We start from the raw sequence: 23,708 nt of genomic DNA, 5'->3' as shown, positions 1-23,708 counted from the left end.
GACGAAGCTCTTTAGTACACAAGAACCTGCCGACTTTAGTCGTGCAGAGGTTCAGATAGGAATAGAATGATTATTAATGATTAAAAGCCAGTCTTAATTGACCGGCTTTTAACATTTAACCATGTATAAGATACATTTCCCCAAAATATTTTGATTAACATTTCATAGAAAACTTGAATCTTAAAGTCTGTATCTAATCCATTTCCATGAAGAATTTTTGTAAACGTTCAGCAGCCATTCGATATGCCTTTTTCTTATCACGAGGGCCTATTGCAATTATTTCCATTCTTATCGGCTGTCCTTCAACCGGGCGATAAATAATTCTAATATTTAGTGACTTTGACTTAATCTTTGCAAAACCATGCAAGTCCCCATGTAACGATTCAGCAACTCCATCCGGCTTAAATAGGGGACCTTGCTTTGCCCTTCTTAAAATTTCTAATAAAACGGTTTGTCTATGTCCTTTATTAATCGCTTTAATATCTTGCTTTACATCCTCAACAAACCTCAGTTCAACATTATATTTTTCTAAAATAAGCTCCTGCAAATCTTCAAGTGTTTTCACATCAATCTTCCTCTAATAATTTCATTAATTCGTTTACATTAATATCTGCTTCATCAAAAATATCTGATAAAGTTTGATTTACAGGTTTATTCTTACGTGCATATGCCTCTTCCATAACAATTTGATCAAGTGCTTCTTCTACAACTTCTTTTATTTGAAGCAGTTGCTCAAAATAATCTATATCGACGACTACAGCCAGTGCATCTTTCTTTTTTGCATTTTGAATAACAAATACTTCATCTGAGACTCCATTTGAAAAACGATCAAGTATTTCTGATAATTTTTTTGTTCTAGAAATATCCGTAACACTTAAAACATTAGTTTTCAAAAAATTCAATGTGTTTGTATTGGCAATAGGATATTGTTCTTTTGTCAATGTATGAACACCCACTTTCCATCCTCCTTTCTTTAGTATATGCATTATTATCTATATTATACACATAATTTTACACAAAAAACAACACATTTATTTATGGCCTATATTCCATTTGTTAATACATTAATTCTTCGCATTCCTAACATATTTTTGTTATTACCTAAAGTACAGATTTCAAAAACATTACACCTTCCTTAATGCCTCAATCTGCTCTTCTTGTGATGATTCCAAATATATAGCTGTTGTCTGAATACTTTCATGCCGGGCCAACCTTCTTATAAGTTCAATCGGAGTTCCAGCATTAGCTAAGTTCTTGCAAAAGCTGTGACGGAAACGATGGGGAGTGATGTGGTCCATATTGGCCAGCTCTGCATATTTGTTCAACATCTTTTGTATTCCCCGCTCAGTAAAAAATGGGGAACGTTCGGAAACAAACAACCGCGGCGAGGATTTATGTATGTCCTTATCTAAGCCTTTCCGGTACTTTAGCCATTTACGTAAATTTTTGGCGTGTTTTTGAACCAGTATTACAGTGGCAAACTTATTCCCTTTGCCTTCCCGAATGATCACTTGAACATCTTTATCTTTTGTTATAATGTCGTTTATTTCTAATGAAGAAACCTCATTTACCCGCAGTCCTGAATAAAGCATTAAATCGATAATGGCTAAATTTCGCAGCCGTTTGAATTCATTTGGCTCCAATTGTACATAACTAATGAAGCGGTCTTGTTCTTCTTTTGTCAGCCATTTTGTTTGATTTGCCCCATTAGCATAATCCAGTTTTTCGACTTTGATGCGTGTCATCGGGTTGTCCTTAATGATCCCGCTGGAAAGCAAAAAGGCAAAGAAGACTTTCAATGCAACGATGTATTTATTAATGGTCGCCGGTTTCCGTTTGCATTGATGTTTTAAGTAGCTTATATATTCCTTAATATCGATTGGACGAGTTTCTTCTATTATATATTCTCCATCCCGCTGCTCTTTCCATGTTAAAAAATGAACGACTGTTGTCCGGTACGACGCAATGGTTTTTGGGTCTTTCGCTTCTTCATATAAATAGCTGACAAACGGATCGACATAGTTCTGCATAACAAGCTCTCCCTCTAGAAATGTTGATTTATCAAGGCTTTTCGGCCCCTCAGGGGTGTCCAAAAAATATTTTTCGACAAAATCTCTTACATCCTTTTTCAGTTTTGTGGATATCTTACAGACCTAGGGTGCGCTTCGCGGCCACGGCTGGGGATATTTTCCTTCCGTGGGGAGAAGCGTATTCGATGCACCCTTTGGATCTCCGCGTCGCTGATGAGGACGAACCCTCCCATGTCTCCGGGCGTCTTCGCGCCAACATTCCCTCGTTCGGTCTCGTCATCAGGCGGAGGCCGGCCAAGCTCCTTTGGGGACTCAAGGTCGAATGGATAAAATCACGCCAGCTTCTCCGGTGTCATCTCGTTGTCCAACGATTCTTCCGTTCGCAGGGGGAGGCCTTAGGCCGCCCGTTGCACTTGGGACAAGACGTCCTGCTTCATTCGCTCCGCGTCAAACGCTTGTTTCTTCGTACAAATCGCAAACAGCACATTCAACAGCTTCCGACACAAGGCGACGATGGACTGCTTTCCGGTCAGCGGGTTGACGGGGCGGGTCGTGTAATATTCATGCAGCTCGCGAAACGCCTCGTTGTGCCGGATCAGCGGAATCACCGCCCGAAACAGCACCGATCGCAGCCGTTTCCGTCCCCGTTTGGAGATGTGCTTTTGCCCTTTGCGCTGGCCGGAGGAGTTCTCCTTGAGCGTCAGACCCGCCAACTTCACCAATTGGCGCGGGTCCCGATAATGGGCGAAGCTGCCGATCTCCGCCAACAGATCGATGATCGTGGCGTCTCCCAACCCGTCGACCGTTTTCAACCATTGATACTCCATCGTCGTTTGAACCAATGCCTTCAACTCGGCGTCCAGTGCGGCGATCTCCGCCTCCAATTGGCGGTATCGGCGGACGAGCGCGGCGATCTCAAACCGGGCCATCGTCGTCCCTTCCGTCACCCCAATGGAGTCCTTCGCGGCGTTGATCAACGCCTGAATTTTGGCCTTCTGCGGGCATTTCAGCCCTTCGCTTTGCCGGTACACCTCAAGAAGCTCCTCCACCGCCCGGCCGGCCATATCGGCTGGAAGCGGCGTCCACTCCAGCACCGAAAGCGCCGTTTTCCCCAGGTCGCGAAACACCGTCCAAAACTCCGGAAAATATCGGTCGGTCCAGCGGACGATCGCGTTTTTCACCGCCGTCTGTTCCTTGCGGAGCTTCTCTTTGAGCGTGCTCCCGACGCGCAAATCGGCTTCGATCTCGTGCAACAGCCGGGGGACGAGGAATCGTCCGTCTTTCGCCAGTCTGGCGATGACCAGGGCGTCTTTGGCGTCGTGTTTCGTCGGCAGGTTGTCATCGAGTTCTTTCGACCGGCACACATGCGCCGGGTTGACCATGACCAACGGGATCCCGTGCTCCTCGAGGAAGTAGGCGAGGTTCAACCAGTAGTGCCCGGTCGGCTCCACCGCGACGATCACCTGCGGCTTTCCGAACGCTTGCATCGCCTCCTGAATCGCTTCATACAGCTGGCGAAAGCCCTCTTTCGACTGGAAGATCGGGAACGATTTGCGAAGCACACGCCCCCGGTCATCCACGAAGCAGGCGTAGTGGGTTCGTTTCGCGATATCGATGCCCACGACAAGCGTTTGTTCGGTGACTTGATCAATTTTATAGTTTTGTGTACAATTCATCTGAAGTCCTCCTTGGTATGGTGAGTGATGTGTTTGACACCCCTGCATCATACCAAGAGGGCTTTTTTTGATCAAGTCCCCGGAAAAGCTCCTAACGGGAATGCTCCTTAAAACAGAACATTAGTTCTTATATACTATTCTATTCCTTCTTCTTTTCCTTTTCAATTCTTAATCTTTCGACAAATTTCGAGTGGTGACAGGCACGCATGCCTACTTTTACCAACAAGCACCCTTCAGCTCTAGGCGCAAAAAAGAAAGACCTCACAGAGATTTCTCCCTATGAGGCCTTTCGACATTTTTCGGGCGGTGACAGGCACCTATCCCAATGAGGGGTTTACGCAAAAGGAAATAGGAGAAATACTGGGAAGAACCCAGTCAACAATTTCTAGTTGGTTAAGTAACATGTAAAAAACATTCTAATCATTTCAGCAGTGTTCCAGCGGCTAAGTTTTTTGATTTCAAACTACGTCATACATCTATCCATTTCCCTTAAAAAACAAGTTCCTTGGAGAATTTTCTCTCCAAGGAACTGCTTCGATAATATAAGCGTATTAATTATGCGCTAAACTTGAACATGCAAGTTATGATCCTGTCTACTTGTACCATCAATGATGAAAGGAGTATTCAATGCCTGCGAGATTTTAAAAAGTGTCTCTACTCTAGGGCTTGTAAGCCCCGCTTCAATTCTCCCAATCGTGGATTTTGGAACTCCAATACGGTCTGCAAGTTCCTGTTGAGACATATTCAGCTGCTTCCGTCTTGTTTTGATCTGTGCAGCTATAGTTCCCTCTAATTGAAGTTTTTGAACATGCTGCTCGCCTCGAATAGCTGCATATTTCTTAAAAAAATCACTCATTCTTTTTCCCTCCCAGTTGATCAATAAAGGTAAGGATCAAAAGCGCAATAACTTTCATATGCTGATTCGGCAGGCTCAATATCCTCTCGTCTTATCGTTCCGTTATACTGCTTGTTGAAATAATGAAGCAATATGACTTTTGAAAAATTGTGAACTGCAAATATAATCCTGTGATTTCCAGTTTCTCCACCCTTTATACCCCATCTGTAAAAATTATCATAACGGGTATTCATGCTAAGATGTTTTAATGACGGAGGAGTTATATCGTCCGGAACGCTGTTGTCCTCCGGATCAGACGGATATGGATTATGTTGAATAATCGTAAGTTGCCTTGCATATACATCAGCAACACGACACCATATACCCGGACGACCTTTTTGTCTAAGTTCTTGCTCTGCCTTACTCAATAGATAATTTTCAAATTCCTTTACATTTCCTGTGTATATTACCTCAAACAACATCCTCTACCCTTTACTAATAATTATTATTATACATATGATAGCATTTATGCTACTGAAAAGCAATAATTTATAATTACATTTTCCTTAATGCTTGCACCTGTTCCTCTTTCGATGCATCTACATAAATGGCTGTTGTTTGAATGCTTTCATGCCGAGCAAGCCGTCTAATAATTTCAATGGGCGTTCCGGCATTGGCTAGGTTTTTGCAAAAACTATGACGGAAGCGGTGCGGGGTAATGTTCTTCATGTTGGCTAAATCCGCGTATTTAGTTAGCATTTTTTGAATGGCTCGCTCTGTTAGAAACATGGATCTTTCTGATACGAATAAGCGTTGAGATTCTTTATGAGTGCTCTTCTCAAGGTTTTGACGGTATTTTAACCACTTTCTCAGGTTTCTTGAATACTTTTGAACGAGCAAAACAGAGGCATATTTATTACCTTTCCCTTGGCGAACAATAATTTCAACATCATTTCCTTTGACTTGAATATCGCTTAATTCTAAGGATGCCACTTCGTTGACCCGCAAACCCGCATAAAGCATTAAGTCGATAATCGCAAGATTCCGGAGGCGCTTAAACTCATTCTTCTCTAACTCAACATAGCTTATAAACCGTTCTTGTTCTTCCTTGGTTAACCATTTTGTTTGGCTAGAACCTTGAGCATACTCGATTTTTTCCGTTTTGATTCTGGTCATTGGGTTATCTTTTACCAAGCCTACCTCAGTCAAATAAGAAAAGAACACCTTTAGTGCAGCAATATATTTGTTGATGGTTGCTGGCTTTCGTTTGCATTGATGCTTCAAGTAGCTTATGTATTCCTTCACATCGACTGGACGAGTTTCTTCTATTATAATGTTCCCTTCCCGCTGTTCATACCATTCGAGAAAATGGGCCACCGTTGTTCGATAAGAAGCAATTGTTTTTTTATCTTTTGCTTCTTCATATAAATAACGAACAAATGGGTCAATAAACTGTTGCACGGCACACCTCCATAAACAAATACTTTTAAGAAGATACTGTTATCGCTCGGGGTTGACATATTAAAATCAAATGTACATTAATAAACATCATTCTTTAGCAGTGTTTTGAAAAAAATTATGCGAACAATTTTAATTAAGCTTTTAAATAATTCTGCGAACAATTATGAACTGATTAGAATGTTACTTATCGCAGAATGGTAATTCTACGACCAATTATTATGTATAAATCAGGGGGAATCACCCCATACCCGTCAAGTTAGCGGTATAAAATTTTTTAGGATGATACGCATGTTCGAAAAATCAATCAAAGGATGAAGAGAAAACCAAATGCTGGGCATGCCAAATAACCCTCAAGAAGAGGGTTATTTGGCATTTATATCCATAACCCACACTACCATATCCCCTATTTCTTTAAAAGATCCGATACCGTTTCCTCTCCTTTCCTTCGGTCTTTCCTCGCGTGTTTCCTTAACAGAGACAGGAGAGATGGAAGGGCGGTTTCCATCGCTTGGGGATGCAAAAGAAACCGATGCCAATACGATTGGAGGATGTTAAGCGCTTTCCATTCACTGATCTCGATTCCCTCCCGTTGATGCCAATACCTTCGGGCTTGGAACAGAAGAGTCTGCGTGACTAAAATGGCAATCAATGTCCCATATAAGTGGCATTCGAATCGTTCCTTCTTCATCTTTTTGACACGGTCAAGGTCAAATAAGGATTTCCAGCCCTTAAATAACAGCTCCACTTGCCAGCGCAGCGAATACAGCTCATAAACTTGTTGCGCATCAAACGATTCTTGTGGTAAATTGGTCAGTAAGATGTGATATTTCTTTTGTTCAAGGGTTTGGCGTGACAGCGCCTTCCCTTTCTTTTTTTCCTTTTTCCGCACGTACGCCAGCCGTTTTTCCCATTAGACGGCGAAAAATCAGACGCGGAACATACAGGCGTTGGTGTCCGATATACACGTGTTCCACTTCCACGGCTTCCCCCTCGCCCAATCGATTTCCTATCGATTCCCAATCCCATTCGTGCCACTCCCCGTCCTGTTTGATATAGACTTTGATATTGGAACGCAACCGGGTAATATAATAAGCACCTCGAGCATCGATCTCCGCCAGCGTGGCGAGTGAAAAAAACCCCAGATCCCGAATGCAAAGGTCATTCGGTAAAATCGTGTGCTGGGTATGATAAGCAAAGCGGGCATCGGAATCATTGGCCTGTTGGACGCACAGCTGAAGACAGGTGCCCGATAACAGCTCATACTCAAATTGGATTTTGGCGCCAGATGAAACCGAACCTTGATAGTCCTCACCATAGTCGGTCGGAAGTAAAAAACTGGTAGAGTCTAAGATCCGCAGACGGGTGAAACAAGCGCGATACGTTTCGGTGATGGAAGAGAGTGCCGGACGTTGATGCATCAGGAGAGTAAAAAAGACCTCTTTTAAAAACGCCACGGCACGAGGCGTAAACCGCTGATTCAGTCCTTCATTCGAGAGAGAGCAATCATGCCAGAGCGCCAAATCGGCACACAACCGCTGAAGCGACTGACAAGCGAGCGATCCGTCTCCCCAAGCACATAGCGTCAGAAAGGCTTCCGCTGTTAATGAACGCTGCCGCTGAATGAATCCGACTTTCCGTGCCAGACGGGTCAGTTCTTCAGAGGAGAAGAGTTGACGAATCGTTTTTATCCATGCCTTCATCTTTTTTGCCATCAAAAAACAATCCTTTCCAACGATGATTTTCGTTAGAAAGGATACCATGTTTTTGGCGCTGAAAAAAGATCAAATTCTTAACTTGATGGCTATGGACATGGGCCCCCACTCTTGCCTATCTAGTCGCTCGAACTAGACGAAATACCGTATTACCACAATTTCGACAAGGCGGTACACGCTCGCCTTTTACACACGTTATTTCATTTCCACATTTTGTACATTTATATATCCCCGATTGTTCAACAGTACCACCTGTTCTAATAATGGTCAAAACTATCATCCCCTTTCTTAATATTAAATAAAAACAAAAACAGCCATGATTATTTTGCTTAATCGTGGCTGTCCTTGATAATCATAACATTTTTTTAATACCTGACAATATTTTGCTTTTTTCGATTCTTTCGACAAAATTCAGGGAATGACAGGCACCCTCCTATTTAGGATGCCGAAATGGTGGATACCCTCCATTCATACATGGTTCTCCTGCCAGCTGATACAAACTGATTACCTCTAACTGCGCATCATTGGAAAGCTCCGGCAAAATCGTAGGAAACGTTTCCGCTAATAAACTTTTCCCACAGCCGGGCGGTCCAATCATCAACACATTATGCCTGCCTGCCGCAGCGATTTCTAATGCTCGCTTTGCTTGATGATGACCAATAATATGTCGAAAATCTCGATCATTCTTTAATGGAGAATGAAAATGTTCGGGAGTCGTTTGTTGCGGAGATAATGGAAGAACATGTTGTCCTTGCAGCCATTGAACCGTTTCTTCTAACGTCTGCACAAACACACAATTGAAATCTTTCAAATGATGAAGAGGAAGTGTGGAATCATAGGGGAGATACATTCTTTTGAAACCAAGCTTCTTTGCCGCTAATACAGCAGGAAGCATGCCATCTATCGGCTGAACCGTTCCATCTAACGATAAAGCTCCTAAAAACACATCATCCGTAGAAATGAGCTCTTTGATCTGACCTTTCGCCTTTAAAATCCCGATCGCCATCGCCAAATCAAACATCGGGCTATGCTTCTTCCGCTCTGGTGGAGACAAATGAACAATGATTTTCCTATCTAAAACATCACAGCCAAAAGAATAAAGTGACGCAAGAACGCGTTCCTTCGCTTCTTTCACAGATGCATCCGGCAACCCAACAATCACCATCGCCGCAAGCCCCGGCACCTCCTTCACCTCCACCTGCACACGATACCCTTCTAATCCCCTTAATCCAATACTTGAAATCTTAACTGTCACTCATTCATTCCTCCTTAAAACAGAACATTAGTTCTTATATACTATTCTATTCCTTCTTCTTTTCCTTTTCAATTCTTAATCTTTCGACAAATTTCGAGTGGTGACAGGCACGCATGCCTACTTTTACCAACAAGCACCCTTCAGCTCTAGGCGCAAAAAAGAAAGACCTCACAGAGATTTCTCCCTATGAGGCCTTTCGACATTTTTCGGGCGGTGACAGGCACCTATCCCAATTGGTAACTAAATGAACTGACATAGTTTGACACCTCTTTTTACCCTTAATTTGCAACAAGCATTTCCTAAAGCCTAATTCAACAAGATATAGCTTTAATCCTTCCATTATTCGTGCATCGTTACTTTTCCAGAAGCCATGTCGCTTTGCCTTTTTTCTTTTTAATCGAAGGAAAGGAAGGAAAAGGAAAAGCCCCGCAGAGATTTCTCTCCGCAGAGCTTTTCGACATATTTCGATAATCTTCGGGGCGTGCCAGGCACGCATCCCGAATAAAACAGTGCATCGAAGACTTCAATAACCTTATAAAACAACAAGGGCATTTAGTCGAACAATTAAATCAGTTAATAAAAGAAAAAGAAGAACACTCGATACCTCTAGTACCAACCATTCAAAAATTAATCGAACACGGTCTAAGCAGAGATGAAATTCTAGATATAACGAATATTTCATCAGAAGAATTTGATCGCATTGTTTCTAAAGATAGACGCTGCCAACTACCGTATATTTATTTAAACGATGAGGAATCGAAAGAATTTAAGAAACTGCTTGAAGATATTCATCAATCAAAAGATATATATGAACTAATCGATGAAGAAAAAGAAAGAGAAAGGATCAAGTTCATCCATGGCGTCTTGCTTCGATATCAAAAGGAAATGGATCTATTATCCCTGCAAGAAAACGAAGATAGCGGGGAAAAGATGGTGAAATACTTGGAAAGAGCGGTTAAAAACGAACAGGCTAAAAGTGCTTACTATGCATTGGTCCGTATCTTTGGAAACGAAATAAAACGGAAAAGAGAAGAAGTTTTGATTAAAGTCGCAGATGACTAGATATCATCCATTTCAGGGTAAAGCCATTGTCGCTTTGCCTTTTTTCTTTTTATCTTTTTAATCGAAGGAAAGAAAGGAAAAAGAAAAGCTCCGCAGAGATTGCTCTCCGCGAGACCTTTCGTTGATCATCCTTACTCTAACGTTATATTAGCAACGTTCTTTCCGCCACGAACAGCCTGTACGTTTACTTTCATATCCTTATACTCTTCTTTTAGCTCTTTTGCGTATTTTTCTGCTAATTTCTTTGCATCCGCATCGCTAACTTTTTTATCTAACACCAACGTTCCTACTGCCATGCCATTTTGCGTGTACACTTGACCGTCAAGCACACCTTTCTCTTCTTTCACTTTCTTCGTAAGCTCTTTATTTTGCTTCGGCTCATTTGTTTGCTCATTTTTGACCGTTGATTCTTCCTTCTTTGGTTCATTCGCTTTCTTTTCTTCGTTTGCTGAACAACCAACTGCTAGCAGTAACACTAGAAATAGGCTAATCCATATCTTTAATTTCATCGCTTATACCCCCTATTAATTGTTATATATTATAACGTTTAACACTATCCCTCTAAACAGGGAAACATTCTTCTACAAGACATATTCGAAATGTCTATTCGATAAATTTGGAAAGTGTAATAGTTGCGTTCCCGAAAAAGAAAAGCCCCGCAGAGATTTCTCTCTGCAGAGCTTTTCGACATATTTCAGATGGTAACAGGCAATAGCCTTTATTATTAATACTGTACTGATAAATCAGCTGCAGTTACGGCGTTGCCAGAATTAATATCTTTGTTTACTACTACTTTAAGTACATTAGAAGTTGCAGTAGTAGAGTCTTTAACATACACATATCCAAGAACTGTACCTGCAGCGATATTTGTATTAGCATTTCCAGTAGGAGCTACAGTAACAACACCATTATTATAAGTTGCAGTTAAAGTTACACCAACTGTTGTTGGTAGAGTGTTATTTTCTGTTCCTGCAAATGTAGCATCAGCATCTACAATAACGTTAGCAGTAGCAAGAGATGCATTGTAGTTATTAGATACTACAAATGTATTATCTAATGCACCGCTTGGTTTGATAGTAATAGCTGCAGGTGCAAGTAAGCTGCTTTGTAGAGCAGTTGCTACGCTAGCAGTATTAATTGGTGTTCCAGCAACGTTAGTAATAGTAGCCGCAGGTGCAAGTCTCATTACAGTACCTGATTGTGCTATGAAGCCTGCATAGTCAGCAGTAGTACCTTCAAATGTTACTTTAAGCTTGTTAGTATCAACAAGTTCGAATGTTGCATCAGCTGTGAAATCTGCACTAATAACATCTTTATCAAATGTAATTGTTGCAACTTTTCCACCAGCTGTTGAACCATTAATATCTAACGTCAACGAGTCTGTAGTATTGTCATCGAATACTAAACCATCAGTTACAGTTCTAGCTGCACCAGTCCATCCTGTTAATAGAGATTCTGGATCGACGGATTCTGCAAATGTAATTGTAATTGATTCTTTACCTGCTGCTTCAATTGTTCCAGCATAGTCACCAGCATCGTATTCAACTTTGGAGATACCAAAGTTATAAACGCTTATATCACCAGCTGGTAAAGCAACACCATCAACACGAGTTAAGCCGTCAGACTTAACAGTAACTGTATAAGTTCCGTTTGCTGGTAAATCATCAGAAGTTGTAAGAGTGATACCTGTTGTGCCGTTTGCAACAGCATTACTTACAGTATAAGTCTTACCATTAGCATCCTTAACTGTAAAGTCACTAGCTACTGGTTCAGCTGGAGTAGTAGCTGGGCTTTCAAAGAACAACTGAATTGTTCTAGCACCAGTTACTGCAGCCTTCTCAATTTTAGCAGCAAGCTTCTTAGTTACAGCCACTGCTTTATTTGGAACTAATTTGTTACCATATACATCTTTTGTAGATGTAGTCGCTGCAGATGTTACTGTATAAGTACCCGCATCAATATCGTCTTTTAATGTAATAGTGATAGTTGCGTTACCATCAGCATAGTTGTTTGTGAATGTAACGCCAGTAACATCTTTCGTAGTACCATTTGATTTTACTACGAAGTCGCTAGCTTGAAGAGTATCAATATATGTTTTAACGGTTAACTTAATTGTGCGTTTATCTGTAGCCTCTGCCTTGCTTACAAGTGAAGTGCCAAGATCAAACGCATATGCAGATGGTGTCGTTACAGCAATTGAACCAGTGCTAAATGGAGAGATTAATTTTCCATTAGCATCAGCAACATTTGACAATTGTACGCTAGTAGTTGAACCAAGAGTACCCTCTGGAAGAGTAATCTTAAATGCTTTATTACCAGAGTTTGGTAATACATCTACTGTTGCACCAGAGATCGCATCTAAAGACTTAGTACCAACTGCTGTTTCAACAAGCCATTTTGACTTGTCTAATGCAGAGTTATTACCAGACACGTTAAGAGCTGTGTCGAACGAAACAACAATAGTTTGATTATCTAGGTTAGTGTCATCTTTGTAAGCTTTAACGACATCTGCAGAAATAGTTGTTACACTTGAAATCGAAAGTTTTTGAGTTGTTTCAGGAATTTCACGGTTTAAGCCATCTTTTACGCCCGATACTTTAAGCGTATAATCTCCATCTTTTAATGGAGTGTATAATTTTACTAATTTGATGTCTTTTTCACCGCTAGGTCCGTGATCAATTTGTTTAATAGGAACTACTTTACCATCTTTATCAGTGAGTGTGTATTTAGATGTTAAGGTTTCATTAATATCAACGTTATACTTAACTTTAATAGTTTGTTTATCAACTAAGGTAATTGACTCAACAGCAGGATTTACGTCGTTTACTACAGTTAATGCAAACTTCTTAACAGGTGCAGTATTACCAACGTAATCCTGAACTCCTTTAACAAATAAGTTAATATTTCCAGCTGGGATTAAATTACCAAACTCTACGCGATAAGTTTTTTCATCTACTTGTAATACACCTGTAGCTTTGTTTGCATCGTTGCTTTCAGAGCCATCTGTGTTCCAATAGAAGTCTTCTTTTTGAGCATCAACTGGTTTATTAAATTTCACTAAAACATATTTTTGGCTGATAACAGATGCTTCTACAGCTTCTGGTACCGTAGTATCTGCTTCATACTTAATATCTTGAGCTACAGAAGGAACTTTGTATCCAGCGTAGTCAGTGATACCTTGATCGTTATTTAAGAACAAACGATAGTTTTGTCCAGCTACCATGTAAGTATTAAGTGTAATAATTACACGAGTATTGTCAGCTGTTACATAGTCAACTCTTCCATTAGCACCAGCAACTAAATCAGATCCAGTAGGAGCATTATCCTTGTCAAGAGCTTTTACTACAAAGCGCAATGTATTGTTAGCATTCTTAACTGGTTCACTGAAAGTAACTTGGATTTTATTTAATCCTAGCACTTTAACATCTTTTACAGTTGGTACACTTAAATCATTAACCGTGAAGTCTGCAGTTAAATCAGATCCAAGTGTTGTACCGTTTGCAAGTTTAAGATCCTTTTTAACTTTTAAAGTATAAGTTGAACCGTTGTTAAATGCTAAGTCGTTAGCTGGGTTGCTATCAATATCAAGAGTGATAAGTGCTTCTTTATCACTTAATGCTACGATTTGTTCAATAGCTTTAGTACCTTCAGGACCTTTAATTTCAAAGTTCGCACGATCTTCTAGAGATACGCGATTAATTGCTTTGTTAAATGTTACTTTAACTTGTTTAGCGTTAATCGCACTTACTGTATTAGTTTCGATTTTGAAACATTTTTTATAAACTCAAATCTCTAGTTCAATTTTATTTCCGCTTGACTCAATTTCTTTTCGATTTCAAATATAAGTTTTACTGTTGAATTAAATGCGACTTCAGCATCTTTATCATTAACATCTGTTTTTCCTCTGTGTATTATTTCATTTCTTATTGAATATGCATTCGTATACCATTCATTGTAGGCTTTAGTTCCTTTTATACTTATTCCTGTAATTTCTTTGAGATAAATTGAAAGAAGTTCTTCCCTTACATTCCCATTTATTATTGCCTCTTTATAATCTTTTTCTTTTGCATTTTTCCCCTTACCAGGCAACTTTTTAATACCTTTTAGCTCGCACGCTCTTAAAAGTCTATCCTGTACAAAAACCTCAAAGGCTGTACCAATCTTTAGAATTGCTAAATCGTATTTTCTATTTAAATGTCCTTGCTCTTTAGCATCTAATAAAAGCTTTTGATAAAGCTCGAGCTCTTTTCCACTTTTCAAAAGATTGCTAAACCAATTCATTGCTTCTTTAGACAAAGGAGTTTTCTTTACTGGCTTTTTAGTAAGATTATCCCAATTCAATTTTGTACTGTGAAACTTAAAAGTCTGATTTAAAATTCCACTGTTTATATCCCCATTTTCTGATACTAATACCTCAACAATTGGACAATCACTTATATTAGGTAAATATACATCTTTTTCCTGTGAAACCCATTGATACAAACGAATGAAATGTTCTAACATATCTTCTGATAGCTTTAAAAATTTATTGTATATTTCTTTATTTTGTAAACTTCTGATGTTATCAATATTTAAGTGTACATTAAAAATCGAATAATTAGTTGGCTCAATGATACCGCCACTATAACTATCTCGATCTTTAAACTTTCTAATATACCTGATTGGAATTGACTCGCGATCTCGAACAGCCTCTAACTTTATTATTTCGATGTTAGAGAGCGAATCATTTTTTTCAACATTTTGAGGCGGACATAACCATTCATATGTATCCCTAGTAAATGAAAATATTTTATCTCCTTGTCTCATAGTAGTTGAAATTATTGAAGTTTCATTACCTAACTTTACAAAAAAACCTACGTTTGGAGGAATTGGTAATGAAAGGTGTATATCAAAAAAATACCTGAATACAATAACACCCAATTTTCACACACCCTTCCTTAAATAATCCATCCCTAACGTTTTACATCTCAATAGATTGGTACACCTTTCATCAATCCATTTTATTAAATTTTTGCAAATGTACAAAACATTTACTTTATTTAACATAAAATCCCTTCAAAAAGAACGAATCCAAAATCCGCTCTCTCATTTGAATATAAGTAAAAATCGAATTTGTTATATAAAAATCAAAAGGAGGAGTATTTATGTCCAAACACATAAATACTCCTCCCGATCAATTTATATTATGTAGTCGAAACGACTCATATTTTCAAAATAAAAAACTCGCCAAGACTATGCTCGCGAGGTTCGTTAAGACGGGAATATTCCCTCTTAACTACCCTCAATTATACAACATTTTTTTATAAATTCAAGTGTTTTATTCAAAATAATACATCATCAATTTTTTGGCTGTGTAAAATTTTCGAACGAATTGTAGGCAAAGGGTCAATAACTTTGGAATCAGGGAATTTAAGGAGGATTTTTTCTGTTTCAACCTGCCACAAATCTCTTGCGCAAATTGTAGTAACAAAATCCACTATTTCACACCCAGCATGAGTAATTGTGTTATTCTTTGCTACTTCATTTTTTCCAATAAATCGAATTTCATCAAACAGTTCAGTGACTGTTTGCGGTCGAAAATGTCTCGTACCTAACGTAATGGAATGATGATAGGCTTCTTTAATATCATCTCTTTCTCCAAGACCGATATCACCATCATATCGTAACTTTGTAATTTTCTTTCTTCTTTTCTTTTCTGTATGATGCAAATCCAATAAATAATAACTCATCAAATTTAAATGCTCCCGAAAAGCAATATATGGATGATAATAAATATGATGCTTTCTGTAGGTGCTCGAGACCGATCGAATATGATGGGATGGATTCCATCGATAACCTGTTACTTGAATAATAAAAGGCAAATCTTGAATCAAGGATAATAAATCTTGATAAAAGTGATATAGCTTTTCATAATCTAATTCTTCATTCGAATTAGAGAAAATGTTCTCCCATGTTTCATTATGGGCGGATTTTGGGTTAAGCAAATGTTTAATATCCGCAAAATGCATCGCTTGTCCAAGAGGAATGCCATAATCATCTCTAAATTCCATCCATCTTTTTTCGATCTTATTGATATAATCTTCCGTTTCCGCTGTTATGCTTGCAATGGTGTAATATCGATAAGGATGGTTAGGAATGTTCTCGATTTTTGACTCGTCAAGATATGTAATGCAGTTAATTTTTGATTCTGAAATCGTAGATCTTCCCTTCGATATTATCGTATATTATGTATATTTCGGATGGTATTGGATATACATATTATATAGTAATTAGGCATAGTCCTGAATTACAAAAGCCCCTTTCAGGCATAGTCCCGGAAAGGGGTCTTCATTTGTTATTATACTATATAATTGGCTCATGTATCAGTAATTTATATACCAAAACTCCTCTCGAAATACCTAATGATGTATGTAACTGATTAGTAATAGAATACTTATTTACACCATCGATAAACTTCTCTTCCCCGGTCAGAGATTTTCTTCAGCATTTCCAAAAACTCCTCTCCCACCGATTGATTCAAACCGATTTTATGTTCACACAATTTGATCATTTACACATGAAAAACGACTTAATCCCCAGCAAGCTCCCTTGGGATTTACTCAACTAAGTCAACATGGTCATCTGTAACCATCTTTATTCGGTATAACCATGACAATTTTGGATAACCTGTGAGTTGGATACTATCCATTTTTCACATCTCCCGTTGTATGATGATCCTTTTTATTTTCATGCTTTTTCTGCCCAAGATGTATCCCCATCCCTTTGCAAAAAAAATTCTGGGAATTTTTTCTTTAAAAATGGATCATAATAGAAAAAAATAACTGTTTCATGAAAGGAAGTGAGCGAACAGAAGAATTACAACGTATTTTCAGAAGCATAGTCTACGCCAACTCACACAACAAGACTGCTGCCACAATATAGGAGGAGTAGATAATTTGAAAAAATGGATACATCAACAAATGAAGTCTACAGATAAAGGAAAACAAGCGATTCGGTATTGTGCAAAAGTGTTTGATATGGACCCTCTTGTGGTTCAAATGATTCTTATGCAACACCGTCCCGAAAATTTTCAAGATCTATACAACTTTATAACGCCGTCATTTTCTCAACTACACAATCCATTTCTTTTAAATGACATGAAAAAGGCAATCGATCGAACGCTTAGAGCAATCGAGAATAGGGAAAGGATTTTTGTATTTGGGGATTACGATGTAGACGGGCAAACCGCCACTACGTTACTATACCAAGCTTTGTCCTTTCTAAACGCCGATGTAAGGTTCAAAGTTTCGCTAAGGTCTGAGGGATATGGAATTACTCCAGAGGCAGTTGAAAAAATGGCGGCTGATGGGGCATCACTCATAATTACCGTTGATAACGGTTCTTCGGCACATAGCGCTATGCAAAGAGCAAAAGAGTTAGGAATCGATGTCATCGTCACCGACCATCACGAAGTCTTACAAGGGCACCCGGATTGCTATGCATTTATTAATCCAAAGAGAACTGACAGTACCTACCCTTTTGACTCTTTATGTGGCGCGGGTGTTGCCTTTAAATTTACTCAAGCGTTGTTGGAGAGTTTAAGCTATGACTGGGAAGAACACTTTCAAAAGTATATTGAATTGGCAGCACTAGGGACGATTGCTGACATGGTCCCACTGATTGGCGAAAATCGAACCATTGCCGCTTTAGGAATGAGGGTGATGAACGAAGGCGGAAAAAACCGTGCAATTCAGAGTTTGGTTAGTAGTTTAAAAATTGCACGAATTGACAGCTCCGCTATTTCGTTTCAACTCGCTCCCATTCTTAATGCTTGTGGTCGAATAGGGAATCCAAATTTTGCGGTCAACACACTGTGTAACCCGAATCCTTCACTTGAGGAAATCCGTCATCTTATTCACTTGAACAATGAACGAAAGAAATTGACAGCGGAACAATTTCAACAAGTCGATGAAATTATCGTTCGTCAAAAGCTATACAACCACCCTGTCATCATTGTTCAAGATGTTCTTCATGAAGGAATAATAGGAATTCTTGCTTCCAGGATTGCCGAAAAATATCAACGACCAGCCATTGTCATTAACCACGAAGGAAAGGGATCCGCGCGAAGCGTACAAAATACGAAGTTTTCCATTGTAAATACGATCAAGCGTTGTGAGCAGCACCTAGAAAAGTACGGTGGTCATCAAGCCGCGGCTGGACTAACCATCGATCTAGAACGTTTACCTGCGTTTCAGCAAGCCATTCAGCAATCTGCCAAACAAGAACCAATGATTCAGCCTTTGGCTAACTATCAAATGAAAATTCCAATTACCCAATTCCCTGATCATTGGCGGGAAGAACTATTACGACTTGAGCCGTTTGGAATGGCAAACCCAAAGCCTGTTTTCTTGAGCGAAAACACGTGTGTAGGTTACTCAAAAGCATTCGGACACAACGAAGAACATTTATTAATTGGCTCGCAAGGGAAAACGTTATTCGCTTTTCGATTTGGTTACATGAAGGAGTTCCTGGGAAAATTCATTCCGGTGTTATATACCTTCGATTCATCTAACTCACAACATTTTATCGTGCAAGATTTGAAACCCGGAGAAATGCAATACATTGGAATGCGCTCTGGTTAAGTCCATGACTTCAAAAACAACAAACGCTTTCCAGATGAGTAAATGAAGGAGGTTATCCTATCCATGTCAACAGCATTAGGCAATCGGATTAAAGCTCTGCGACAAAAGCATAATTTAAGTCAAAGCTTATTGGCTGAACAGCTCGGTTTCTCTCATGCTTATATTGGCTTTCTTGAAAAAGGGATTAGAAGCGGAACAGAGGAAACCATTCGAAAAATCGCTGAATTTTTTCGTGTCGATCCCGATGAATTGCTTAGTTTAAGGGATGAAAAACTGAATGACCAGGCTTATGACATCAAAACAGAAAAAACTGGTTTATCTTCCCTTCCACCGTATATGGAAGAGTTTGTGAACTTGCTGATGAAGCTAGAAGAAAATACGTGTAAGAAAATCATTGAAGAGTTTAAATCACAGCTTCAACAGAAGCTTTACAGCTTGTTAACGCCTTATGAATTAAAAGAAGTGAAACAGATGGTGCTCGATGTAAAGAGGTATTGGCTAAGCCTCATCAAAAATGAACATGTTTCTGAACCGATGTTCCACGAAAAATTGGGATATATCCCGTTAGATGAAAAAGAACTATTCTTTAAACTGCAACTCGATGAATCTGCGTTATCTGTGACTTTGCTATATGCCGAACAAAACCAGATTACGATGTTTGAAAATTGGCTAGGCGAAAGCAATGTACGCTATCTTACTGAGATGCAGCTTCCTCATTTGTCACAACCGCAAAAAGTGGCTCGGTTCATTTGGTTTAGCCCATCGGTTTCCGTCTTACATCGATTTCAATATCTTTTGAACCATAACATCAATGTTCAGCATATTGATTGTTCAGAACACCAACTCAACTGGTATATCCAACAGTATCTATTAGAACAACACAGTGAAGCTTCTGCCATGTAGGGCAGGAGCTTTTTTACATATTTTCTCTCCTTTTGGGAATAATAACACTTACCAATAGTGAAAGGAGGAAACTCATTGATTGTCACAACCAATTATGATTTGCCAATTTACACAAGCAAATTCTTGCGCTATTTAAAACGACAACATTATTCCGAAGAAACCATCACTGGTTATGAAAAGGATCTTAAAAAGTTTCATGAATTTCTTTACCGCGAATACCACGGTAACCTTTTGACAGAAGAAATTCAAAAAGAAGACATTCTCGATTACTTGGGGTATTTGGAATCCTTAGGACTTAAGCCAAATTCGGTTGCACGCCATTTATCAACTTTAAAATCGTTCTACAAATTTCTTGTGCATGAAATGGATTTTAAGGTTGATGTGGCTGCACGAATTAAGCATCCAAGGATTTATACACCCTTACCGGAAATATTGGACATGGAAGAAGTCCAGCAATTTTTAAACACAGCGAAACGATATTCCGAATTTTACTATGTTTTATTTAGTCTCATCTACTATACAGGAAGCCGTTTAACGCCTATACGCACGCTTCCTAAAAAGCACGTCGATTTGAAACATCGTTGCATTTATTTTGAAAAGATTAAAGGCGGTCGGGACTTACACTTACCGTTGAATGATCATATGTACCATATTTTAGCGAATTTTCTCATCAACCAACGTTACGATGGGTCGGAATACGTATTTAATTCGCCTAAATTTAAAAATAAACCCATCGATTCGGGTGCCATTCGTTTAACAATGAGAAAAATCGCAAAACTGGCAGGAATCAATAAACGAGTGACTCCACACATTTTACGGCATTGTACAGCTACCCATTTAACCCTTTTGAATGTGGATCAAAAATACATTGCCAGTATCCTTGGGCATGTCGATTTACGTTCGACTGCTCGTTATCAACAGCTTAATGTGGAGAACCTCCGACCAATGATCAACAAATTAAAGTAAATTTTTATTTACAAAGGGTACAAATATATTTTTATTTTTTTCGTTTATTTCAATTCTCTCCAAATTTACGTTTATCTATGCACAAGAAAAAATAAAAATATTTTTTAATCCGTGTTTGTACCCTTTGTAATTTTATTTTTACCGAAATAGCAAAAAATATGTTTTCTATTCTTTCGAAAAATATATTTTTTATTTTCTTCCTTATTATATACGTAACAAAAAAATACGGAACGCACTGCAGCCTTTAGAAAAATGTTATTTCGCTTTTCTTTTTTGATTGTTGTGATCGAATGTATTCAATTTATAGCAACAGACAACCAATGCGATCATAATATCCATGCACTTTCTTCGTGTCAGGTGATTTTAATCGTTATTCACAATCATGAAGTGATCGCACTGATTGTAATAAACGCATGTCATGAATCTGTTATGAGCATCAATCAAAACGTTCAAAACGGTCACTGTTTAGACCGATACTACCATAAGTTCCTGTTTAAATCATTATCATATTGAACGTTATGACCGCATATAAGAAAACAAGGAGGATTCTAAAGGATGGGAAAAACCTTATTGGATATTCCAATTGAAGAAGCAGAGTTACCGCCAGATACTCTGAAAAAGTTAAAGGAGAATAATATTCAATCCATTGGACATGTGTTTCAAAAAAAGCGAGTAGATCTTTTGAACACTGGATTTAATCCATACGAAGCTGATCTTATTCGTAAAAAAGCCAGAGAAGTTGGAGAAAGAGAAGGTTTTTCTTGGGAAGACAAAGAAAAAAAGTTTGGAAAAATCCTTACTCTAACAGAGGCTCTTCCAATGTTTGGTTTCCAATATAGCAAAGATTTAATGAAATATGTTCAAGAAGGAGTATTCGACAAGCTGGGGTTTGTACTTTATATCGGGAAAGATATTCTCCCAAAATCGGGGAATGAAAGCCTGGCTGTTTTTATTAAAAAAGGAATTGAGGATTTTAATAAAAATTACAAACCCCTTTCGGCTATTGCTCAAGATTTTGGTTTCGATTATACAAGCTTAAATGCATATAATGCACGCGGAAAACTAGATGCAGCTAGATTTCATCCCGAAATGAAGCGTTGGAATGTCCAATGGATTAAAGAGAATTACCCGAAAATAAGAGAAGAAGGAATAAAAACAAGGAGAGCAAAAACGACCGGAAAAAGGAAAGATTATTTTTCTATGCTTAACAAAGAACAGCAAACTTGGATTAACAATTATTGTGAACACCGACGAAATCACAGAGTGATCTTTGGCGGAAAAAAATTCGAGCCGTTCGCAACTAAAGAGGCTTGGATTGAACATCGTGATGAACTTGCCAGGTTATTTTATTTAGCCATTTGTGCAAAAAGCCATATCGAAAGATATTGGGAAACGAACGCAAGGGGGTATTATCGCACATTAAGTCCTGAAGAACTGAAAAAGTTTAATCCTGACAAGTTTAATGTGTTTCATTTTTCATCGGAAGAATTATTGAGCATGTTAAAAAACAAACAGTCTCCGCATGCCCGGTACAGCGTAAGAAAATATTTACAGCCCTTCTTTTATTTCATTTTAATGAAACAAAAAGAGCAAATTAGATCTCGGGAGATTAAAGAAGGCAGGTTATTAACTAGGGAAAGAGCGATGTTAGATGCATGGGCTGAATCATTAGAGGAAGCATTTGAAAAGTATACTCCTATCACTAAAGAGTTAAGAAAAAAGAAATACCAAAAGGTCAGCCAACCTATTACGGATGGCACGACATCCGGTGTTTCTGTTTTCTTGGATCGAATCGACATTGTTCGATTAATCAAAAGAGTTTTCACGGATACCAAAATGTACGATCCAATTAAATACGCTGCAATGCTTGTTTTAGGATTTTTTGCGGTGATTAGACCCTCCGAAATGAGGAGGATGAAAATTGAAAGACATCTAGTCACTGATTCCAAAACAGGTTTATTAAAAACGTTTACCATCAATGGTGTCGAATTTGGAAAGATCATTATAACCGAAGATATCAGCAAAAAAGGAATTTCCCCTTCAGGAATTTACGATCTTTTGCTTGTTCCACAAGCCGTTAAATACTTGAATCTCTACCTTCAGAGACTTTATAAAAAGCATCCTCATACAAAAGGAAGGGGATATCTCTTTCGACCGTTTGACATGGAACATGACCCTGAACAACCTTACGCTGATTCGGGAACGATGTTTAAGTGGATCCGAGACCACAAAAACAAGTTTCGGGATATTTTAACCGATGATCAAGTCGAACATTTTAGCAGCTATGATCCTCGCCATACAGGCAATAACTTAATTACCAAGAAAACATTTTTCTCCAATCCTGCAGAAGAAAGCCTGAAACGGGAAGTTGCAAAATATCACTGCCGGCACTGGGGAGACAGTGAAATCAACGAAGAACATTATCAGGAAAGATTTACACTAGACATGTATGCCCACATTATTCATACAGCTCTAGGTTTTCCGTTTGACGAAAAAGAGTTATTACAATGGGAGCAGAAAATGCTGTCCGGTTACAATCAACAATCCGTTTCTGAACAAGAGGCGGAAGAAACGGAAAATATCGGAACATCCCAACAAACCAGTAGGTTGAGTAAGGAACCTTTGGAAACCATTCGCGACATCGATCAGGAAATCGACAAATTGCGAAAAGAAATCGCTGAACTTGGTAAAAAGTCCAATGAAAAATATTACGAAGAACAGGGATTAGATTTTCATAAACGTTTAGAGAAAGCAAAGGAATTACAAATGAAAATCAACGAGCTCGAAAAACAAAAACACCTTATTTTAAGAGGTGTTCACCAATGATCTCTTATAAAGCGTTTTTAAAATTATTGGGGGAGCTTCATCTCCCCCACAATCGATTTCTCCCCGATGATTTTGACAATATCATCGATGACTTTGAATATGACTCCAAACAAGCTGCTGAAGTTTTTGGAAAAAGTGATGTTACAATACGAAGATGGTGCAGAACCGGTCAGTTGAAATACCAAAGAAAAAATCCTTACATCATAAAAGGTTCCGACATGAAACAGAAGATCTTTGAAGATCATTATTCAACTATTATCAGCCAATTAAAGGGATTAAGGGAACTTGACGATCACGATTTTAAATATCTTTTGAATCAACTTGATCAGTCCAATTAATTCGATTCCAAACATAAAAAGGA

21 protein-coding genes and 1 pseudogene are annotated in these 23,708 nt (G+C 38.7%); 6 read left to right on the top strand and 16 right to left on the bottom strand.

What is annotated here, in order from left to right; genetic code table 11:
• Positions 1-193: 193 nt before the first annotated feature.
• From FNL97_RS01665 to FNL97_RS01645, 4 genes are all read right to left on the bottom strand, one after another.
• Complete coding sequence (locus tag FNL97_RS01665; RefSeq protein ID WP_013399920.1) at positions 194-565, bottom strand: type II toxin-antitoxin system RelE family toxin; 372 nt, start codon at positions 563-565, stop codon at positions 194-196.
• Between the two features lies 1 nt (position 566).
• A complete protein-coding gene (locus tag FNL97_RS01660) occupies positions 567-956 on the bottom strand; it encodes a hypothetical protein (RefSeq protein ID WP_015865138.1) in 390 nt (129 codons plus the stop codon).
• A gap of 168 nt (positions 957-1,124) precedes the next feature.
• Positions 1,125-2,030 (bottom strand): tyrosine-type recombinase/integrase, encoded by a 906-nt coding sequence (locus tag FNL97_RS01655; protein WP_143414907.1) that lies wholly within the window; start codon positions 2,028-2,030, stop codon positions 1,125-1,127.
• A 395-nt stretch (positions 2,031-2,425) separates the two neighbouring features.
• Positions 2,426-3,706, bottom strand: a complete 1,281-nt coding sequence (locus FNL97_RS01645) for an IS110 family RNA-guided transposase (protein ID WP_143414906.1) — start codon at positions 3,704-3,706, stop codon at positions 2,426-2,428.
• 279 nt (positions 3,707-3,985) lie between these two features.
• On the opposite strand from FNL97_RS01645, the gene FNL97_RS18665 reads away from it, so the two are divergent.
• Positions 3,986-4,114, top strand: coding sequence for a sigma factor-like helix-turn-helix DNA-binding protein (locus tag FNL97_RS18665; RefSeq protein ID WP_143414905.1), 129 nt, complete (start codon positions 3,986-3,988; stop codon positions 4,112-4,114).
• Between the two features lie 154 nt (positions 4,115-4,268).
• Here FNL97_RS18665 and FNL97_RS01635 read toward each other — a convergent pair whose 3' ends face one another.
• From FNL97_RS01635 to FNL97_RS01590, 12 genes and pseudogenes are all read right to left on the bottom strand, one after another.
• A complete protein-coding gene (locus tag FNL97_RS01635) occupies positions 4,269-4,562 on the bottom strand; it encodes a helix-turn-helix domain-containing protein (RefSeq protein WP_015865141.1) in 294 nt (97 codons plus the stop codon).
• 20 nt (positions 4,563-4,582) lie between these two features.
• Entirely contained in the window at positions 4,583-5,023 is a 441-nt protein-coding gene (locus tag FNL97_RS01630; protein ID WP_143414904.1) for a type II toxin-antitoxin system RelE/ParE family toxin, read from the bottom strand.
• A 73-nt stretch (positions 5,024-5,096) separates the two neighbouring features.
• Positions 5,097-6,002: a tyrosine-type recombinase/integrase gene (locus tag FNL97_RS01625; protein ID WP_143414903.1), complete on the bottom strand. Its 906-nt coding sequence runs from the start codon at positions 6,000-6,002 to the stop codon at positions 5,097-5,099.
• A gap of 403 nt (positions 6,003-6,405) precedes the next feature.
• Positions 6,406-6,891, bottom strand: coding sequence for a transposase (locus FNL97_RS18220; RefSeq protein ID WP_286173443.1), 486 nt, complete (start codon positions 6,889-6,891; stop codon positions 6,406-6,408).
• The gene (locus tag FNL97_RS18215) at positions 6,839-7,702 is read right to left on the bottom strand and encodes an IS4 family transposase (protein WP_286173442.1); all 864 of its coding nucleotides are present in this window, start codon (positions 7,700-7,702) and stop codon (positions 6,839-6,841) included. The genes FNL97_RS18220 and FNL97_RS18215 overlap by 53 nt, the downstream gene beginning before the upstream one ends.
• Before the next feature lie 127 nt (positions 7,703-7,829).
• Positions 7,830-7,994 carry a zinc ribbon-containing protein gene (locus FNL97_RS18660; RefSeq protein ID WP_097353885.1) on the bottom strand — a complete coding sequence of 55 codons (165 nt, stop codon included), beginning with the start codon at positions 7,992-7,994 and terminating at the stop codon, positions 7,830-7,832.
• A 153-nt stretch (positions 7,995-8,147) separates the two neighbouring features.
• Complete coding sequence (locus FNL97_RS01610) at positions 8,148-8,969, bottom strand: magnesium chelatase domain-containing protein (protein WP_286173441.1); 822 nt, start codon at positions 8,967-8,969, stop codon at positions 8,148-8,150.
• Between the two features lie 1,193 nt (positions 8,970-10,162).
• On the bottom strand, positions 10,163-10,540 hold the full coding sequence (locus FNL97_RS01605) for a hypothetical protein (protein ID WP_143414902.1): 378 nt from the start codon (positions 10,538-10,540) through the stop codon (positions 10,163-10,165).
• 215 nt (positions 10,541-10,755) lie between these two features.
• On the bottom strand, positions 10,756-13,449 hold the full coding sequence (locus FNL97_RS01600) for an autotransporter outer membrane beta-barrel domain-containing protein (protein ID WP_172713562.1): 2,694 nt from the start codon (positions 13,447-13,449) through the stop codon (positions 10,756-10,758).
• 51 nt (positions 13,450-13,500) lie between these two features.
• Positions 13,501-13,770, bottom strand: a pseudogene (locus tag FNL97_RS18800) (Ig-like domain-containing domain); the annotation flags it as partial.
• A 53-nt stretch (positions 13,771-13,823) separates the two neighbouring features.
• Positions 13,824-14,951, bottom strand: coding sequence for a hypothetical protein (locus tag FNL97_RS01595; RefSeq protein WP_143414900.1), 1,128 nt, complete (start codon positions 14,949-14,951; stop codon positions 13,824-13,826).
• Positions 14,952-15,352: 401 nt separating this feature from the next.
• Complete coding sequence (locus FNL97_RS01590) at positions 15,353-16,081, bottom strand: hypothetical protein (RefSeq protein ID WP_143414899.1); 729 nt, start codon at positions 16,079-16,081, stop codon at positions 15,353-15,355.
• 885 nt (positions 16,082-16,966) lie between these two features.
• Between FNL97_RS01590 and recJ the strand changes: the two genes are divergently transcribed.
• The 5 genes from recJ (at position 16,967) to FNL97_RS01565 (ending at position 23,685) form a co-directional block, all read left to right on the top strand.
• The gene (gene recJ, locus FNL97_RS01585; protein WP_143414898.1) at positions 16,967-18,652 is read left to right on the top strand and encodes a single-stranded-DNA-specific exonuclease RecJ; all 1,686 of its coding nucleotides are present in this window, start codon (positions 16,967-16,969) and stop codon (positions 18,650-18,652) included.
• Between the two features lie 63 nt (positions 18,653-18,715).
• A complete protein-coding gene (locus tag FNL97_RS01580; RefSeq protein ID WP_172713561.1) occupies positions 18,716-19,555 on the top strand; it encodes a helix-turn-helix domain-containing protein in 840 nt (279 codons plus the stop codon).
• A 75-nt stretch (positions 19,556-19,630) separates the two neighbouring features.
• Positions 19,631-20,521, top strand: a complete 891-nt coding sequence (locus FNL97_RS01575) for a tyrosine-type recombinase/integrase (protein ID WP_143414896.1) — start codon at positions 19,631-19,633, stop codon at positions 20,519-20,521.
• 555 nt (positions 20,522-21,076) lie between these two features.
• Positions 21,077-23,347 (top strand): hypothetical protein, encoded by a 2,271-nt coding sequence (locus FNL97_RS01570; protein WP_143414895.1) that lies wholly within the window; start codon positions 21,077-21,079, stop codon positions 23,345-23,347.
• Entirely contained in the window at positions 23,344-23,685 is a 342-nt protein-coding gene (locus FNL97_RS01565; protein WP_143414894.1) for a helix-turn-helix domain-containing protein, read from the top strand. The genes FNL97_RS01570 and FNL97_RS01565 overlap by 4 nt, the downstream gene beginning before the upstream one ends.
• Positions 23,686-23,708 lie beyond the last annotated feature (23 nt).

The sequence above is a fragment of the Geobacillus sp. E263 genome (genome assembly GCF_007197795.1).
In the GTDB taxonomy this organism is placed as follows: Bacteria; Bacillota; Bacilli; order Bacillales; family Anoxybacillaceae; genus Parageobacillus_B; species Parageobacillus_B toebii.
Note: the sequence above shows the minus strand (reverse complement) of the source record. Positions and strands in the feature narration are given on the sequence as shown.

Bases quoted from the DNA above. Each gene is read 5' to 3' on its own strand.
- FNL97_RS01635 (WP_015865141.1), bottom strand. From the start codon at position 4,562: ATGAGTGATTTTTTTAAGAAATATGCAGCTATTCGAGGCGAGCAGCAT.
- FNL97_RS01655 (WP_143414907.1), bottom strand. From the start codon at position 2,030: ATGCAGAACTATGTCGATCCGTTTGTCAGCTATTTATATGAAGAAGCG.
- FNL97_RS01645 (WP_143414906.1), bottom strand. From the start codon at position 3,706: ATGAATTGTACACAAAACTATAAAATTGATCAAGTCACCGAACAAACG.
- FNL97_RS01630 (WP_143414904.1), bottom strand. From the start codon at position 5,023: ATGTTGTTTGAGGTAATATACACAGGAAATGTAAAGGAATTTGAAAAT.
- FNL97_RS18665 (WP_143414905.1), top strand. From the start codon at position 3,986: ATGAGGCCTTTCGACATTTTTCGGGCGGTGACAGGCACCTATCCCAAT.
- FNL97_RS01570 (WP_143414895.1), top strand. From the start codon at position 21,077: ATGGGAAAAACCTTATTGGATATTCCAATTGAAGAAGCAGAGTTACCG.
- FNL97_RS18660 (WP_097353885.1), bottom strand. From the start codon at position 7,994: ATGATAGTTTTGACCATTATTAGAACAGGTGGTACTGTTGAACAATCG.
- FNL97_RS01605 (WP_143414902.1), bottom strand. From the start codon at position 10,540: ATGAAATTAAAGATATGGATTAGCCTATTTCTAGTGTTACTGCTAGCA.
- FNL97_RS01565 (WP_143414894.1), top strand. From the start codon at position 23,344: ATGATCTCTTATAAAGCGTTTTTAAAATTATTGGGGGAGCTTCATCTC.
- FNL97_RS18215 (WP_286173442.1), bottom strand. From the start codon at position 7,702: ATGAAGGCATGGATAAAAACGATTCGTCAACTCTTCTCCTCTGAAGAA.
- FNL97_RS01580 (WP_172713561.1), top strand. From the start codon at position 18,716: ATGTCAACAGCATTAGGCAATCGGATTAAAGCTCTGCGACAAAAGCAT.
- FNL97_RS01590 (WP_143414899.1), bottom strand. From the start codon at position 16,081: ATGGAATTTAGAGATGATTATGGCATTCCTCTTGGACAAGCGATGCAT.